The sequence below is a fragment of the Streptomyces sp. NPDC079141 genome, assembly GCF_040686775.1.
Classification (GTDB): domain Bacteria; phylum Actinomycetota; class Actinomycetes; order Streptomycetales; family Streptomycetaceae; genus Streptomyces.
In genome coordinates, this window is the sequence record NZ_JBFBLP010000007.1 from 319,892 (window position 1) to 335,521 (window position 15,630).

General features: G+C 70.5%; 13 protein-coding genes. 1 reads left to right on the forward strand and 12 read right to left on the reverse strand.

The window, feature by feature from the left end:
- Nucleotides 1–79 precede the first annotated feature (79 nt).
- From AB0Q90_RS21705 to AB0Q90_RS21740, 8 genes are all read right to left on the reverse strand, one after another.
- Nucleotides 80–1,414, reverse strand: a complete 1,335-nt coding sequence (locus AB0Q90_RS21705; protein WP_363159832.1) for a ThuA domain-containing protein — start codon at nucleotides 1,412–1,414, stop codon at nucleotides 80–82.
- A gap of 15 nt (nucleotides 1,415–1,429) precedes the next feature.
- Nucleotides 1,430–3,910: a PQQ-dependent sugar dehydrogenase gene (locus AB0Q90_RS21710; RefSeq protein WP_363159831.1), complete on the reverse strand. Its 2,481-nt coding sequence runs from the start codon at nucleotides 3,908–3,910 to the stop codon at nucleotides 1,430–1,432.
- 83 nt (nucleotides 3,911–3,993) lie between these two features.
- Nucleotides 3,994–4,992, reverse strand: coding sequence for a sugar phosphate isomerase/epimerase family protein (locus tag AB0Q90_RS21715; RefSeq protein ID WP_363159830.1), 999 nt, complete (start codon nucleotides 4,990–4,992; stop codon nucleotides 3,994–3,996).
- A gap of 13 nt (nucleotides 4,993–5,005) precedes the next feature.
- On the reverse strand, nucleotides 5,006–6,220 hold the full coding sequence (locus AB0Q90_RS21720; RefSeq protein WP_363159829.1) for a Gfo/Idh/MocA family oxidoreductase: 1,215 nt from the start codon (nucleotides 6,218–6,220) through the stop codon (nucleotides 5,006–5,008).
- 57 nt (nucleotides 6,221–6,277) lie between these two features.
- On the reverse strand, nucleotides 6,278–7,315 hold the full coding sequence (locus AB0Q90_RS21725) for a substrate-binding domain-containing protein (RefSeq protein WP_363159828.1): 1,038 nt from the start codon (nucleotides 7,313–7,315) through the stop codon (nucleotides 6,278–6,280).
- Between the two features lie 93 nt (nucleotides 7,316–7,408).
- Nucleotides 7,409–8,428, reverse strand: a complete 1,020-nt coding sequence (locus AB0Q90_RS21730; RefSeq protein WP_363159827.1) for an ABC transporter permease — start codon at nucleotides 8,426–8,428, stop codon at nucleotides 7,409–7,411.
- Nucleotides 8,425–9,942 carry a sugar ABC transporter ATP-binding protein gene (locus AB0Q90_RS21735; protein ID WP_363159826.1) on the reverse strand — a complete coding sequence of 506 codons (1,518 nt, stop codon included), beginning with the start codon at nucleotides 9,940–9,942 and terminating at the stop codon, nucleotides 8,425–8,427. The genes AB0Q90_RS21730 and AB0Q90_RS21735 overlap by 4 nt, the downstream gene beginning before the upstream one ends.
- Before the next feature lie 106 nt (nucleotides 9,943–10,048).
- Nucleotides 10,049–11,230 (reverse strand): ROK family transcriptional regulator, encoded by a 1,182-nt coding sequence (locus tag AB0Q90_RS21740; protein ID WP_363159825.1) that lies wholly within the window; start codon nucleotides 11,228–11,230, stop codon nucleotides 10,049–10,051.
- A gap of 235 nt (nucleotides 11,231–11,465) precedes the next feature.
- Between AB0Q90_RS21740 and AB0Q90_RS21745 the strand changes: the two genes are divergently transcribed.
- Entirely contained in the window at nucleotides 11,466–12,284 is an 819-nt protein-coding gene (locus AB0Q90_RS21745) for an NAD(P)H-binding protein (RefSeq protein WP_363159824.1), read from the forward strand.
- 3 nt (nucleotides 12,285–12,287) lie between these two features.
- Here AB0Q90_RS21745 and AB0Q90_RS21750 read toward each other — a convergent pair whose 3' ends face one another.
- The 4 genes from AB0Q90_RS21750 to AB0Q90_RS21765 form a co-directional block, all read right to left on the reverse strand.
- On the reverse strand, nucleotides 12,288–12,965 hold the full coding sequence (locus AB0Q90_RS21750; RefSeq protein WP_363159823.1) for a GntR family transcriptional regulator: 678 nt from the start codon (nucleotides 12,963–12,965) through the stop codon (nucleotides 12,288–12,290).
- A 108-nt stretch (nucleotides 12,966–13,073) separates the two neighbouring features.
- Nucleotides 13,074–14,012, reverse strand: a complete 939-nt coding sequence (locus tag AB0Q90_RS21755; protein WP_363159822.1) for a beta-ketoacyl-ACP synthase III — start codon at nucleotides 14,010–14,012, stop codon at nucleotides 13,074–13,076.
- 149 nt (nucleotides 14,013–14,161) lie between these two features.
- Nucleotides 14,162–14,299 carry a hypothetical protein gene (locus tag AB0Q90_RS21760; protein ID WP_363159821.1) on the reverse strand — a complete coding sequence of 46 codons (138 nt, stop codon included), beginning with the start codon at nucleotides 14,297–14,299 and terminating at the stop codon, nucleotides 14,162–14,164.
- Complete coding sequence (locus AB0Q90_RS21765) at nucleotides 14,265–15,608, reverse strand: OFA family MFS transporter (RefSeq protein WP_363159820.1); 1,344 nt, start codon at nucleotides 15,606–15,608, stop codon at nucleotides 14,265–14,267. Before AB0Q90_RS21765 ends, AB0Q90_RS21760 begins: the two co-directional genes overlap by 35 nt.
- Nucleotides 15,609–15,630 lie beyond the last annotated feature (22 nt).

Sequence of the window (15,630 nt, forward strand, 5' to 3'; positions counted from 1 at the left end):
TCCTTGTCGTGCGTGCGTTGCCAGCACCAGGGGGTGGTAGACGGCGGGCGGGGGTCCGGCGTCCCCCGCCCGCCGCCGCTCAGTTGCCCTTCAGGGGCAGTTCCTTGATCCGGATGTCGCGGAAGGACACCTGGTCGTCGGCTCCGTGGTTCTGGATGCCGACATGCCCGTCACGCAGGCTCCGGGCCGGATCGGAGTTGGTGAAATCGTTGATCTTCACGCCGTTGAGCCAGACGCGGAGGCGTTCGCCCTCCACGCGGATCTCGTACGTGTTCCACTCCCCCGGCGGGTTCAGCGCGCTGTCGCGCTTGGCCAGGTCGGCGGAGTGGAAGCCGTAGACCGACCCCGTGGTCTTCTCGGGGACGTCCGTGGCGTCGATCTGGATCTCATAGCCGTTGTTGACAGCCGACCACGGGTCGTCCGAGGGCGGAAATCCCACGAATACACCGGAATTGTCGTCTCCGTCGACCTTCCAGTCGAGCTTCAGCGAGTAGGCACCGAAGCCCTGGCCGGCGTACCAGAGCATGCCGAGGCCGCCGGTCGTGGTGAGGGTGCCGTCGGCGCCGAGCTCGAAGGAGCCGGGGCCGGCCTGCCGCCAGTCGGCCAGGGCCTCGGCCGTGCCGTCGAAGAGCGGGCGGTAGCCGTTCTCCGGGCGGCAGTCGGCCTGGGCGGTGCCGGTGGTCCAGCGGAGCCCGCCCAGCAGGTGCTGCCGGAAGGCGGGGTCGGCGTAGGACTCCTTGGTGTGGCCGCCGCCGGTGTAGAAGGCGCGGCCGCCCTGGTAGGTGTGGCACCAGGCGATCGGGTGGTCGCCGTTCATGGTGCCGCCGCTGTAGGACGATTCGTCGAGGGAGGCCAGGACGTGGACCTGTTCCCGCGGGTTGGAGCGGTAGTTGTACCACTCGTCCGTGCGGTTCCACTCGGCGGGCAGCTGGGCGGTGGCCGGGTGGGCGTGGTCCTCGACGTCGACCGTCGCGGGCTGGATCGCCGGATGCGACTGGAAATACGCCCCGACGACCCCGCCGTAGAACGTCCAGTCGTACTCGGTGTCGGCGGCGGCGTGGACGCCCATATAGCCGCCGCCGTGGCGCACGTAGCGTTCGAACGCGCGCTGTTGCGCGCCGTCGAGCACGTCCCCGGTGGTCGACAGGAAGACGACGGTGTCGTAGCGCCGCAGGTTCTCGGGCGTGAATGCCCCGGCGTCCTCGGTGGCGTCGACGGTGAAGCCGGCCGAGCTGCCCAGCTCCTTGATCGCGGCCACCCCGTCGGGGATCGAGTCGTGCCGGAAGCCGGACGTCTTGGAGAAGACCAGCACCCGTTCGTCGGCGGAGGGCTCCGACGCCGCGGGTCCCGACATGCAGCCCAGGAGCAGGGCCGTGCCCGTGACCACCGTTGCCAGTTGGCTGGTTGATCGCATCGTGTACCCGCCTCCTCAGCCGGTGGTGAAGGTGAAGTCGTCCACGTCGAACAGGGCTGCCGTGCCCGTCCCCTTGAAGACCAGGTAGAGCGTGGTCGTGCCGCGCGGGGCCCGGGACAGGTCGGCGGTGACGTCCTGGAAGTTCTCCCAGCCGCCGGTCACCGGCACGGTCGCCTTGCCGAGCAGGGTGCCCGTCGACGAGCCGGCGCGGATCTCCAGCGTCCCTCCGGTGCCGCCGGACGACACGCGTGCCGTCACGGACTTCGCGTTGCTCAGCGCGTACGGCGTGAAGGAGATCCAGTCGCCGTTGTGGATGTCGCCCACGGTGTTGCCGCCGTGCGCGGTGTCCTTGGCGATGATCGAGACGCCGGAGCCGTTGCCGAAGTGCTCGGCCTGGCGCTGCTTGGGCTGGACGACGTTCTGGTCGTGGGTGGTCAGCGGGGCCTGGCCGCCGCCTCCGCCGTCGGTGTACTCGGCGTCGAAGACCCCGAAGATGTTGGCGTTGGGGTCGTGGCCGCCGTCGGCGGTGGTCTGGATGGTGCCGGTGCAGCCGTCGGCGGAGGTCACCGGGTGCCCGTGGCTGTCGTGGCCGAGGACGAAGGTGACCTTGACCTTGGAGCAGTCGATCGTCCGGTCCTCGGGGTCGGTGACCCGCACCTTGAACGGGATGGCGTCACCGAAGCTGAACAGCTGTCCGTCCTGCGGGAGTTCGAGTGTCACCTTGGGTGCGGTGTTGCCCACCACGATCTGCACGCTCGCGCTGCCGGTGCGTCCCGAGGGGTCCTTCGCGGTCAGGGTGGCGGTGTAGGTGCCGTTCTTCCGGTACCGGTGGGTGGGGTCGGCCGAGGTGGAGGTCGTCCCGTCGCCGAAGTTCCAGCTGTAGGTGAGCGCGTCGCCGTCCTGGTCGGTGGTGCCCTCGGAGGAGAACTGCACCCTCAGCGGCGCGGTTCCGGAGGCCCGGTCGGCCGAGGCCTGTGCGACCGGGGAGTGGCCGTCGATGGCGTTCTCGATGCGGTACAGGGCCGAGTGTTCGTCGCCGCCGAACCAGGCGGTGCCGTAGTCGAGGACGTACAGCGCACCGTCGGGGCCGAAGGCCATGTCCATGATCTGGGTGCCGGTCCACGGGACGTCGTTGATCGACTGTACGGTCCCGTCGGCGTCGCTGGTGATCCGCTTGATCCAGCGGCGGCCGAACTCCCCGGCGAAGAAGTCCCCGTCGTAGGCCTCGGGGAACTTCACCGGCGAGTCGAGCGCGGGGTCGTAGTGGTAGACCGGGCCGCCCATCGGGGACTCGGAGCCGGTGCCGAACTCGGGCAGGGAGCCGCCGTCGTAGGGGATCCAGGCCGCCTGGGCCGGGGGCAGGTCGGTCAGGCCGGTGTTGTTCGGCGAGGTGTTCTTCGGGGCGGCGCAGTCGAAGGCCGCGCCGGACTGACCGGTGGCGAAGTCATAGTCGACGTAGGCGTCGTTGTCGCCGGTGCAGTACGGCCAGCCGAAGTTGCCGGGGCCGGTGACGCGGGCGAACTCGACCTGGCCGGCCGGTCCGCGGGAGGGGTTGGCGGCGCCGGCGTCGGGACCGTAGTCGCCGACGTACAGGATCCCGGTCTCCTTGTCGACGCTGAACCGGAACGGGTTGCGGAAGCCCATCGCGTAGATCTCGGGCCGCGTCTTGTCCGTGCCGGGCGCGAACAGGTTGCCCTCGGGCACCGAGTAGCTTCCGTCCGCGTTCACCTTGATACGGAGGATCTTGCCGCGCAGGTCGTTGGTGTTGCCGGAGGAGCGCTGGGCGTCGAACGCCGGGTTGCGGTTGGCGCGTTCGTCGATCGGGGTGAAGCCGTCGGACTGGAACGGGTTGGTGTCGTCGCCGGTCGACAGGTACAGGTTGCCGGCCGCGTCGAAGTCGATGTCACCGCCGACGTGGCAGCAGATGCCGCGGGAGGCGGGGACGTCGAGGATCTTCGTCTCGCTGGCGTTGTCGAGGGTGCCGTCCGCCTTCAGCACGAACCGGGAGAGCCGGTTGACGCCGTCGAAGGGTGCGAAGTCGGCCGCCGTGCCGGTCTCGGGGGCGTCGCCCGCCGGGGTGTTCAACGGGGGTGCGTAATAGAGGTAGATGAAGCGGTTGGTGGTGAAGTCCGGGTCGACGCCGATGCCTTGGAGCCCTTCCTCGTCGTGCGAGTAGACGTCGAGCTTTCCGGCGAGCCTGGTGTTGCCCGCCGCGTCGGTCAGGCGGAGTTCGCCGTCGCGCGAGGTGTGCAGGACCGAGCGGTCCGGCAGGACGGCGAGCGACATGGGCTCGCCGACCTCCGGTTCGCCCTTGGCCAGAGTGACCTGCTGGAAGTCCTCGGCGGCCAGGTCGGCGTCGGCGACAGCCGGGGGCGCGGCGAGGGTGAGGGACGCGCCGGCGAGGAGTGCGCCGCTGAGCAGCGCGATCGCCTTGTGGAAGCGTCGTCTGTGGGTCTCGGTTCTGTCGTTGCCGGTGGTGCGGTCGTTCCCGTGCACGAATGCCTCCAGAATGGGGCCGGTTGTACGGGCGGGTGCGTACGCCGGGATGCGCCGTCATCCCGGAGAGTCACAGGAGAAGCTCAGTTGCCGAACGCCGCGTCGAACGAGGCCGACGGCGGGTCGAAGTCGTACGCCTTCAGGCGGGTCAGCGCCTCGGGAGCGCCCTGGAGCCGGTCCATGCCGGCGTCCTCCCACTCGACCGAGATCGGGCCCTGGTAGTCGATGGAGCGCAGCATCCGGAAGACGTCCTCCCAGGGGACGTCGCCGTGTCCCGCGGACACGAAGTCCCAGCCGCGGCGCGGGTCGCCCCACGGAAGGTGCGAGCCGAGGCGGCCGTTGCGCCCGTCGAGGCGCTTGCGGGCCTCCTTGCAGTCGACGTGGTAGATCCGGTCGCGGAAGTCCCACAGGAAGCCGACCGGGTCGAGGTCCTGCCACACGAAGTGCGAGGGGTCGAAGTTCAGGCCGAAGGCCGGGCGCCTGCCAACGGCCTCCAGGGCACGCTGGGTTGTCCAGTAGTCGTAGGCGATCTCGCTGGGGTGGACCTCGTGGGCGAAGCGGACGCCCTCCGCGTCGAAGACGTCGAGGATCGGGTTCCAGCGGGCCGCGAAGTCGTCGTAGCCGCGGTCGATCATCGCCTCGGGGGCGGGCGGGAACATCGCGACCAGGTGCCAGATGGCGGAGCCGGTGAAGCCGATGACGGTGTCGACGCCGAAGGCGGCCGCGGCGCGCGCGGTGTCGGCCATCTCGGCGGCCGCCCTCTGCCGTACGCCCTCGGCATCACCGTCGCCCCAGATCCGGGCCGGCAGGATCGCCTGGTGGCGTTCGTCGATGATGGCGTCGCAGACCGCCTGGCCGACCAGATGGTTGGAGATCGCCCAGCACTTGAGGCCGTACTTGTCGAGGAGCTGATGCCTCGACTCCACATAGGAAGGATCGGCCAACGCCTTGTCCACCTCGAAGTGGTCGCCCCAGCAGGCGAGTTCGAGGCCGTCGTAGCCGAAGTCGCGGGCCAGGCGGCAGACCTCTTCGAGGGGCAGGTCGGCCCACTGGCCGGTGAACAGGGTGAAGGTGCGCGGCATGACCAGTGGCCTCCTAGACCGCTACGGGGGTGTAGACGGAGTTCTTCTCGGCGCTCTCCTCGACCGCCGCCAGCACGCGCTGCACCTGGAGTCCGTCGGCGAAGGAGGGCTCGGGCTGCCGGCCCTCGGCGACGGCGTGCACCAGGTCGCGGGCCTGGTGGACGAAGGTGTGCTCGTAGCCGAGACCGTGGCCCGGCGGCCACCAGGCCTCCAGGTAGGGGTGGTCGGGTTCGGTGACGAGGATGCGGCGGAAGCCGGCGTGTGCTCCGGGCTCGGTGCCGTCGTGGTACGAGAGTTCGTTGAGCCGTTCCAGGTCGAAGGCCAACGAGCCGTGTTCACCGTTGAGTTCGATGTGCAGGGCGTTCTTGCGGCCGGTGGCGTAGCGGGTCGCCTCGAAGGAGGCGAGGGCGCCGGAGGGGAAGCGGGCGGTGAACAGGGCGGCGTCGTCGACGGTGACCCGGCCGGTGCCCGCGGACGCCCCGGCGGACAGGCCGCTGGTCGCGCCGACGGGCAGGGGGCGCTCCCGCACGAAGGTCTCCGTCAGTGCGGACACCCCCGCCAGCCGTTCTCCCGCCAGGTACTGGGCGAGGTCGATGATGTGCGCACCGAGGTCGCCGAGCGAGCCCGAACCGGCGTATTCCTTGCGCAGCCGCCAGGTCAGCGGGAACTGCGGGTTCACCAGCCAGTCCTGAAGGTACGTCACCCTGACGTGCCGCAGCCTGCCGAGCCGGCCCTCGGCGACCATGTTCCGGGCCAGTGCGGTGGCCGGCAGCCGGCGGTAGTTGAACCCGACCATCGCCAACTGGCCGCGCCCGTACGCCTCTTCGGCCGCCGCCGCCATCGTCGAGGCCTCCTCGACCGTGTTGGCCAGGGGCTTTTCGCACAGGACGTGCTTGCCGGCGGCCAGCGCGGCGACGGCGATCTCGGCGTGGCTGTCGCCGGGGGTGCAGATGTCGACGAGGTCGACGTCGTCCCGGGCGATCAGCGCACGCCAGTCGGTCTCGACCGCCGCCCAGCCGTGCCGGTCGGCCGCCGCGCGCACGGCCGCCGCGTCCCGTCCGCAGATGACGGCCAGTTCCGGACGCCGGGGCAGGTCGAAGACGCGCCCCGCGGTGCGCCAGCCCTGGGAGTGGGCGGCGCCCATGAAGGCGTAGCCGACCATGCCCACTCTCAGGGGCGGCTTCCCTCCCTCTCCCTCGGTCCCTTCTGACTGCTGCGGCTGTCCCATGGGTGTGTCCTCCTCGTCCTCGTCGGGTGCGCACGTGGGGGGTGCGGGCGGAGCGGCCTACTTGAAGCCGGTGGCCATGTACTGGTCGACGTTCGTCTTGTCGACGACGGCGGAGTACAGGGTGAGCGAGGCGGGGATCTCGAACTCGGCGAGCCCGCCGACCCCCTTGCCCTGGCCGAGCGCGCGGGCGAGGTCGATCGCGGAGGCGGCCATGGTCGGCGGGTACAGGACCGTCGCCTTCAGTACGCCGTCGTCCTGCTTGATGGCCTGGAAGGCGGAGAGCGCGCCGGCTCCGCCGACCATCAGGAAGTCGTCGCGTCCGGCCTGCTCGATGGCGCGCAGCGCGCCTACTCCCTGGTCGTCGTCGTGGTTCCACATCGCGTCGAACTTCGACTGGGCCTGGAGAAGTTGGGCCATCTTGGCCTGCCCGGACTCGACGGTGAACTCGGCCGCCTGCCGGGCCACCTTCTTGATGTTCGGGTAGTTCTTCAGGGCGTCGTCGAAGCCCTTGGTGCGCTGCTGGGTCAGTTCCAGGTTGTCCAGGCCGGCCAGCTCGATGACCCGGGCGCCGGACTTGTCCTTGAGCTTCTCGCCGATGTAGTGCCCGGCGTTGAGGCCCATGCCGTAGTTGTCGCCGCCGATCCAGCAGCGGTACGCCTGGGGCGAGTTGAAGATGCGGTCGAGGTTGACGACCGGGATGCCCGCGCGCATCGCCTGCAGTCCGACCTGGGTGAGCGCCTTGCCGTCGGCGGGCAGCACCACCAGTACGTCGACCTTCTTGTTGATCAGCGTCTCGATCTGGCCGATCTGGGCGGCGGTGTCGTTGGAGCCTTCAGTGATCTCCAGGGTGACGTCGGAGTACTTCTTCGCCCGGCTCTTGGCGTTGTCGTTGATGGCGTTGAGCCAGCCGTGGTCGGCCTGTGGGCCGGCGAACCCGATGGTGACGGGCTTGCCGGGCTTGTCGTCGGCGGCCGGCTGGTCGTTCGCGGCGGGCTCGTCGTCGGACTCGTTACTCGTGCAACCAGCGAGAAGAACACCGGCGGAAACGGCAGCGGTCCCGAAGAGCAGCCCTCTGCGACTCGTAAGCTCTGGCATGGCGGTGAACCCTTTCCTCAGGTCGTGCGTGCGATACGACGCTCAGGTCGTGCGAGCGAATGCGACGCTCAGGTCATGCGTGCGGTACGACGCTCAGGTCGTGCTTGCGGTACGGCGCTGGACCAGCACGGCGGCGACGATGATCGCGCCCTTGGCGATCTGCTGGACGTCGCTCTGCAGGTTGTTCAGGGCGAAGATGTTGGTGATCGTGGTGAAGATCAGGACACCGAGCACGGAGCCGGTGATGGTGCCGCGCCCGCCGCTGAGCAGGGTGCCGCCGATGATCGCGGCCGCGATGGCGTCGAGCTCGTAGAGATTGCCGTTGGTGTTCTGGCCGGAGCCGGACAGGATGATCAGCAGGAAGGCGGCGATGCCGCAGCACAGTCCGGACAGCAGATAGAGGTAGAGGCGCTGGCGGCGGACGTCGATGCCGGCGAGCCGTGCGGCCTCGGCGTTGCCGCCGACGGCGACCGTACGGCGGCCGAAGGTGGTGCGGTTGAGAATGAGCCAGCCGATGATCGTGACGACGGCGAAGACCATCACCAGCGGCGGGACGCCGAGGACGTAGGCGTCGCGTTCGCCGAGGTCGAGAATGCTCGGGATGGTGACGACCTGTGTCTTGCCGTCGGTGATCTGGAGGGCGAGGCCGCGCGCCGAGGCGAGCATGGCGAGCGTCGCGATGAACGGGACCATGCCGCCGTAGGCGATGAGCAGGCCGTTGACCAGGCCGCAGCCCACCCCCACCAGGACCGCGGTGAACAGGATGCCGCCGAAGCCGTACTCCTGGGTGGCGACCGTGGTCGCCCAGACCGAGGCCAGGGCGACGATCGCGCCGACGGACAGGTCGATGCCGCCGGAGGTGATGACGAAGGTCATGCCGACGGTGACGACGCCGATCACGGAGGCCTGGGTGAGGACGAGTTGGAGGTTGCGGGTGTCGAGGAACTCGTCGGGCTTGCTGATGCCTCCGATGAGGATCAGCGCGGCGAGCACGCCGAGGAGGGACAGGGTGCGCACATCGGCGCGGGCCATCATGCCCCGCCAGGCGGGGAGTTGGGCCACGGGGGCGGTCTTGCCGGTGCCGTCCCTCGGTGGGGACGCGTGCTGCGTCATGACGCCGGGCTTCCTTCCATGACGAGGTCGAGGACACGGTGTTCGTCGAGGTCGCGGGCGGGCGCCGTATGGACGACGCGCCCTTCGCGCAGCACCAGGACGCGGTCGGCGAGGCCGAGCACCTCGGGCACCTCGCTGGAGACGAGCAGGACGGCGAGGCCTTCGTCGGCCAGGCGGCGGATCACCGCGTACAGCTCGGCGCGGGCGCCCACGTCGACGCCGCGGGTGGGTTCGTCGAGGAGCAGGACGCGGCAGCCGCGCAGCAGCCAGCGGGCGAGGACGGCCTTTTGCTGGTTGCCGCCGGACAGGGTGCGCACGGGCGCGGACGGGTTGTCGGGCCTGAGCGAGAGCTCACGGGTGGCGGCACGCGCGGCTCCCAGTTCGGCGCCCCGGTCGATCCACCCGCCGCGGGAGAAGCGGGACATGGAGGAGACCGACACATTGCGCGTGACGGACTCCAGCATCAGCAGGGCCTGCGCCTTGCGTTCCTCGGGGGCGAGCCCGAGTCCGGCCCGGACGGCGGCGCGGACGCTGCCGGGGTGCAACGGGCGGCCGTCGACGAGGACTTGACCGGTACTGGGCTTGCGCGCCCCGTAGATCGTCTCCAGGATCTCGGAGCGTCCCGAGCCGACAAGGCCGGCGAGGCCGACGATCTCCCCGGGCCGTATCGCAAGGTCCAGCGGTTCGAACTCCCCTTGCCGGGACAGCCCCTTGACCTCCAGCAGCGGTGCGCCGTCCGAGGGCGACGCGGGCCGCTGCGGGAAGACGTACTCGACGTTGCGTCCCGTCATCAGGGCGACGACATCCCGGGTGGGCGTGGTCTTGGCGGGCAGTCCGCCGGCCACGGCCCGGCCGTCCTTGAGGACGGTCACCCGGTCGCCGATGCGGCGGATCTCCTCCAGGCGGTGCGAGATGTAGACGACCGCGACGCCGTCGGCGGTGAGGTCGCCGACGATACGGAAGAGGTTGTCGACCTCGTCCGGGTCGAGGGCGGCGGACGGCTCGTCCATCACGATCAGCCGTACGTCGTGGGAGAGCGCCCGGGCCATGGAGACGATCTGCTGCTGGGCCGCCGACAGCTCCCCGACCAGACGGCCGGGGTCGATCTCCGGATGGCCAAGTCGCTTGAGGAGCTGGGCAGTTGACGCTCGCGCGGTCTTCCGCCGTACGACGAATCCGGCGGTCGTCGGTTCATGGCCGAGGTGGACGTTCTCGGCCACGGACAGGTGCTCGACCAGGTCGAGTTCCTGGTAGATGGTGGCGATGCCCAGGCGCATGGCGGCAATGGGCGACCGCAGCGTCACGGGTGCGCCACGCCAGTTGATGGTGCCGGTGTCGGGCTGGTGGGCGCCGGCCAGGACCTTGATGAGGGTGGATTTCCCGGCGCCGTTCTGGCCGAGCAGACAGTGCACCTCGCCGGCCTGGACGTCGAGGTCGACGCCGTCGAGGGCCCGGACACCGGGGAAGGACTTGGTGATGCCGGACATGCTGAGCAGCGGTGCTTCTGGTGCCATGCGGATTCCCCTTGGCGGGCGTGCGGGCCGGTTTCAGGGCAGGGCGATGCGTCTGAGGGCAGGGCAAAGCAGGGAGAGGTGCCGATGCGACTGAGGGAGAAGTCGGTTACGCCGGTGAGAACAGGTGATCGCTGATGAGCCGGGCCGCGCCGATGACACCGGCGGTGGGGCCCAGTTCGCCTAGGACGATGGGGAGGTTGCCGGTCGCCAGGGGCAGCGACTGACGGTAGACCTGGGTGCGGAGCGCGGCGAGCAGGGTGTGGCCGAGGCCGGTCACCCCGCCGCCGATCACCACCAGGCCCGGGTTGAAGAAGCTGACGAGGCCGGCGATGACCTGGCCGACGCGGTTGCCGCCCTCACGGATGAGGTCGAGTGCGGTGGCGTCGCCCGCGGCGGCCGCGGCGGCGACGTCGACGGCCGTGAGGACGCCGTTCGTCTCCAGGCGGCTCGCGAGTTCCGCCGACAGCCCCTGCTGGGCCGCCTCCGTGGCGTCCCGGGCGAGGGCCGCCCCGCTGAAGTGGGCCTCCAGGCAGCCCCGGTTGCCGCAGGCGCACGGGCGGCCGTCGGGCACGGCCTGGATGTGCCCGATGTCTCCGGCGCTGCCCGTCACACCGCGGTGGACGTCACCGCCGGCGACGATGCCGCAGCCGATGCCGGTGCCGATCTTGACGCAGAGGAAGTCGCCCACGGAGCGTGCCACGCCCGCGTGCATCTCCCCCATCGCCATCAGGTTCACGTCGTTGTCGACCATGACCGGGCAGCCGAGTTCCTGGCTGAGGGCCTCCCGCACCGGGAAGCCGTCCCAGCCCGGCATGATCGGCGGTGCCACCGGGACGCCCTCGGGGAAGCGGACCGGCCCCGGGACGCCGATACCGGCACCGTCGAAGCCCTCCGCGAGTCCCGAGGCACGCAACTTCGCGGCCATGGACAGGACTTGCTCGAAGACCGCGACCGGGCCCTCGCGGACGTCCATGGGCTGGTTGAGGTGGCCGAGGATCTCCAGTTCGGCGTTGGTGACGGCGACGTCGACCGAGGTCGCGCCGATGTCGACGCCGAGGAACCGCAGCCCGGGGTTGAGCCGGATGTTGTGGGAGCGGCGGCCGCCGCGCGAGGCGGCGAGTCCGTCGGCCACGACCAGGCCCGTCTCCAGCAGCCGGTCCACCTCCACGGCCAGCTTGGACCGTGACAGGTCGACCTGGTCGCCCAGTTGCGCCCGGGAGTTGGGGCCTCCGTCACGCAACAGCTTGAGCAGCCGGGCCTGATGGGCGTTCGCGGGTCGTGCCGTCATGCGTCTCACGTGCCCCTCCCCGCCTCAATCGGCCACCAGTTGCCGGGCTTTCGAGGGGAACGTAGCAGCGGCTGCCGCGGCTGGGAAGAAGCTCTGCACGAATTGCTTCCAACTTTCTCCACTGACAGGACAAAGCCCGGCCCGGCGGCCGCGGCTGCCGGGCGGCATTGCAGGATGGGCGCAGGCCCGGGCCACCGCAGGCCCGGGACAGGGAGAGGGGAACCTTGTGTTACTTGTGACGGGTGCCACGGGGAACATCGGTGCCGAGCTCGTGCGGGGCCTGGCGGGGAGCGGGGAACCGGTCCGCGCGCTCAGCCGGTCCGGCGGCACGGACGGTCTGCCACCGGGCGTCGAGGCGGTGGCGGGCGATCTCAACCGGCCCGAGTCGGTGCGCGACGCGCTGGACGGCGTAGCGGCGCTGTTCCTGATGCCCGGGTTCGCCGGGCAGCGGCAGATCCTCAAGGACGCGCGGGAGGCCGGGGTGCGGCGGGTCGTCCTGCTGTCCTCGCCGTCGGTGCGCACCGGCGACACGGAGAACGCGGTCGCCGGCTACATGATCGACGCGGAGAACGCGGTGCGCGAGTCCGGTCTTGAGTGGACGTTCGTGCGGCCGACCAGCTTTATGTCCAACGCGCTGCGGCTGGCGGACCAGATCCGCAAGGGCGACACCGTGCAGGTGCCGTTCCCGGACGTGTACACGACCGACATCGACCCGTACGACATCGCCGCGGTCGCCCGGCACGCCCTGGTCTCGGACGCCTACGCGGGCCAGGCCCTCGAAGTGACCGGGCCCGAGGCGCTGCTGCCCGCGGACCGGGTCCGCATCCTCGGCGAGGCACTGGGCCGGGATCTGCGCGCGGTCGGGCTCAGCCACGAGGAGGCGCGCGCCGGGATGGAGGCGCAGATGCCGAAGCCGTACGTCGACGCGTTCTTCAGCTTCTACGTCGACGGCACCCTGGACGAGTCCGTGGTGCTGCCGACGGTCGAGGAGGTCACGGGACGACCGCCGCGCTCGTTCGGGGAGTGGGCGCGGGAGCACGCGGACTCCTTCTGAGGGTCAGCCCTGCTGACGTGCGTGGTACGAGGTCCGCGTGTGCTCGGTGTGCTCGCGCATGAGCTCGGTGGCGCGCTGCTCGTCCCGGTCGGAGATCGCCGCGATCAACTGGCGGTGCTCGATCCACGACTGGCGGCCGCGCTGCCGGGCCACCGGCGTGTAGTACCAGCGCACCCGGCGGTCGACCTGGGCGGCGAGCTCGGCCAGGACGGCGTTGCCGGCGAGCTCCATCACCTTGGCGTGGAAGCGGGCGTTCAGGGCGACCGCGCCGTCCACGTCGTCGGCGGCCACCGCGCGCTCGCCCTCGGCGCACAGCTCCTCCAGGGCCGCGATGCCGGCGGAACCGGCGCCCGCCGCGGCGAGCCGGGCGGCCTCCGCTTCCAGCAGGGTGCGGACGGTGAGCAGCTGGTCGGCCTCCGCCTCGGTCGGCTCGTGCACGAACGCGCCCTGGGCGGGCCGCAGATCGACCCACCCTTCCGTGTTCAGCCGCTGCAGCGCCTCGCGCACGGGCTGCCGCGACACCCCGAGATGCCCGGCGAGCTCGCTCTCGACCAGATGCTGGCCGGGGCGCAGGGCGCGGGTGGTGATGAGTTCGAGCAGGGCCTCGTAGACGCGGTCGCGCAGGGGCCCGGGGCGTTCGAGCTTGGGCACCGCCCCTTGCGGAAGTCCTGTCGACAACATCGCAGCCCCCTCCAGTGCCGTCGGACAGCCAGTATGGATTGTCTTTCGTCTACAGTCTACGGCGCACAAAGGCCAGGGAGAGGGGGAGTTGGCCGCATCACACCGCGGTCAGGGGCACCGGACGACCTGACCCGCGTACGACAGGTTCCCGCCGAAGCCGAACAGCAGCACCGGGTCGCCGGTGGAGATCTCGCCGCGCTCGACGAGCTTGGAGAAGGCCAGCGGGATACTCGCCGCGGAGGTGTTGCCGGACTCGGTGACATCACGGGCGACCACGGCGTTCACGGCGCCGATCTTCTCCGCGAGCGGCTCGATGATCCGCAGGTTCGCCTGGTGCAGCACGACCGCGGCGAGGTCGGCGGGCGTGAGACCGGCCCGCTCGCAGGCCCGCCGGGCGATCGGCGGCAGCTGGGTGGTGGCCCAGCGGTACACGCTCTGCCCCTCCTGCGCGAACCGTGCGGGCGTCCCCTCGATGCGGACGGCGTGCCCCATCTCGGGCACCGAGCCCCACAGCACCGGGCCGACGCCGGTCTCCGGCGAGGCCTCCACAACGGCGGCCCCCGCCCCGTCGCCGACGAGCACACAGGTCGTGCGGTCGGTCCAGTCCGTGACCGCGGACATCTTGTCGGCGCCGATCACCAGCGCGCGGGTGGCGCCACCGGCCCGGACGGTGTGGTCGGCGGTGGCCAGGGCGTGGGTGAACCCGGCGCACACGACGTTGACGTCCATCGCGGCGGGCGAGGGGATGCCGAGCCGGGCGGCGACGCGGGCGGCCATGTTCGGCGAGCGGTCGACGGCCGTGGAGGTGGCCACCAGGACCAGGTCGATGTCGCCCGGCGCGAGGCCCGCGGCGGCGAGCGCCTTGGCCGCGGCGTGCGCCGCCAGCTCGTCCACGGGCTCGTCGGGCCCGGCGATATGGCGTGTCCGGATGCCCACCCTGGACCTGATCCACTCGTCACTGGTGTCGACCATGCCCGCCAGGTCCTCGTTGGTGAGTACCGTGGCGGGCTGGTAGTGGCCGACTGCAGCGATACGCGAGCCGTTCATCGGGTGATCCCCCTCGTTGCCTTGGGTAGCGGGATCCACCAGTCTGATCAGTGACTCGCGGGTACGACGGCAGGTGAAGCCACAGGAATCGGGCGCCCGGGTTGTCGGCTTCCATCAGGCGCTCGGACGCCCGAACAGTTATCGAACGCTCAGCCGGTGAACAGCTGCGTCGCCTTGTGTACGAGCTCGTACAGCCCGTAGGCGAGCGGCGCGCCCACCCACAGCCAGGCGAAGGCGATCAGCCCGCGGCGGCTAGGCGGACTCTGACTGCTGTCGCTGGACGACATCGGCATCGACGCGCTCCTCCCTCGGTGCGGGGATGTGGTGACGGACATGGACGGGCCGGACCAGCTCGTTGGCGACGAAGCCGACGACGAGCAGGCCGATCATGATGAGGAACGACAGGCTGTACAGGGAGGAGCCGGTCCTGCCCGCCTCCTCCTGCCGGTCGGCGATCCAGTTCACGATCAGCGGTCCAAGGACGCCGGCCGTGGACCACGCGGTCAGCAGCCGGCCGTGGATGGCGCCGACCTGGTAGGTGCCGAACAGGTCCTTCAGATACGCGGGGATCGTGGCGAAGCCCCCGCCGTAGAAGGAGAGGATCACCAGGGCACTGAGAATGAACAGCGGTTTGGAGGAGTCGCCGAAGACGGCGATGGTCGCGTACATCAGGGCGCCGACGCCCAGGTAGACGCGGTAGATGTTCTTGCGTCCGATCAGGTCGGAGGTCGAGGACCAGCCGATGCGGCCGGCCATGTTGGCGGCGGAGAGCAGGGCGACGAAGCCGGCCGCTGCGGGAGCTGACACCGTTGTCGAGGTGTCCGCGAAGAAGTCCATGATCATGGGGGCGGCCTTCTCCAGGATGCCGATGCCCGCGGTCACGTTCATGCACAGCACGACCCACAGACACCAGAACTGCGGCGTGCGGATGGCCTGGTTCGCGGAAACCTGCGGGCCGGCCACGACGCTCGGGCCGCCGCCGACCGGCCGCTCGTCGCGCGGCACCCGCACCAGCACCACGCCGAGCAGCATGAACACGGCGTACGTCAGCCCGTGCACGAGGAAGGCCAGCGCGATCCCGGAGGGGGTGGCGCCGAACGACTCCAGCATCCGCGCCGACCAGGGCGAGGCGATCAGCGCGCCGCCGCCGAAGCCCATGATGGCGATGCCGGTGGCCATGCCGGGCCGGTCCGGGAACCACTTGATCAGGGTGGAGACGGGTGAGATGTAGCCGATGCCGAGGCCGATCCCGCCGACGAAGCCGTAGCCGAGGACGATCAGCCAGTACTGCTCGGTGGCCGCGCCCAGCGCGGAGAGCAGGAAGCCGGACGAGAAGCAGCACAGCGCGACGGTCATCGCCCAGCGCGGGCCGTTGCGCTCGACGAGCGTGCCGCCGAACGCGGCGGACAGGCCCAGCATGACGATGCCGAGCTGGAAGGGCAGCGCGCTCTGGGTGCCGCTGAGGCCGAGCGCCGATTCGAGGGGCGGTTTGAACACGGACCAGGCATAGGCCTGGCCGATGGAGAGGTGGACGGAGAGAGCGGCGGGGGGAACGAGCCAGCGGCTCCAGCCCGGGGGCGCGACGGGGGGACTCATGATCCCGAACGGTAGGAAGCGG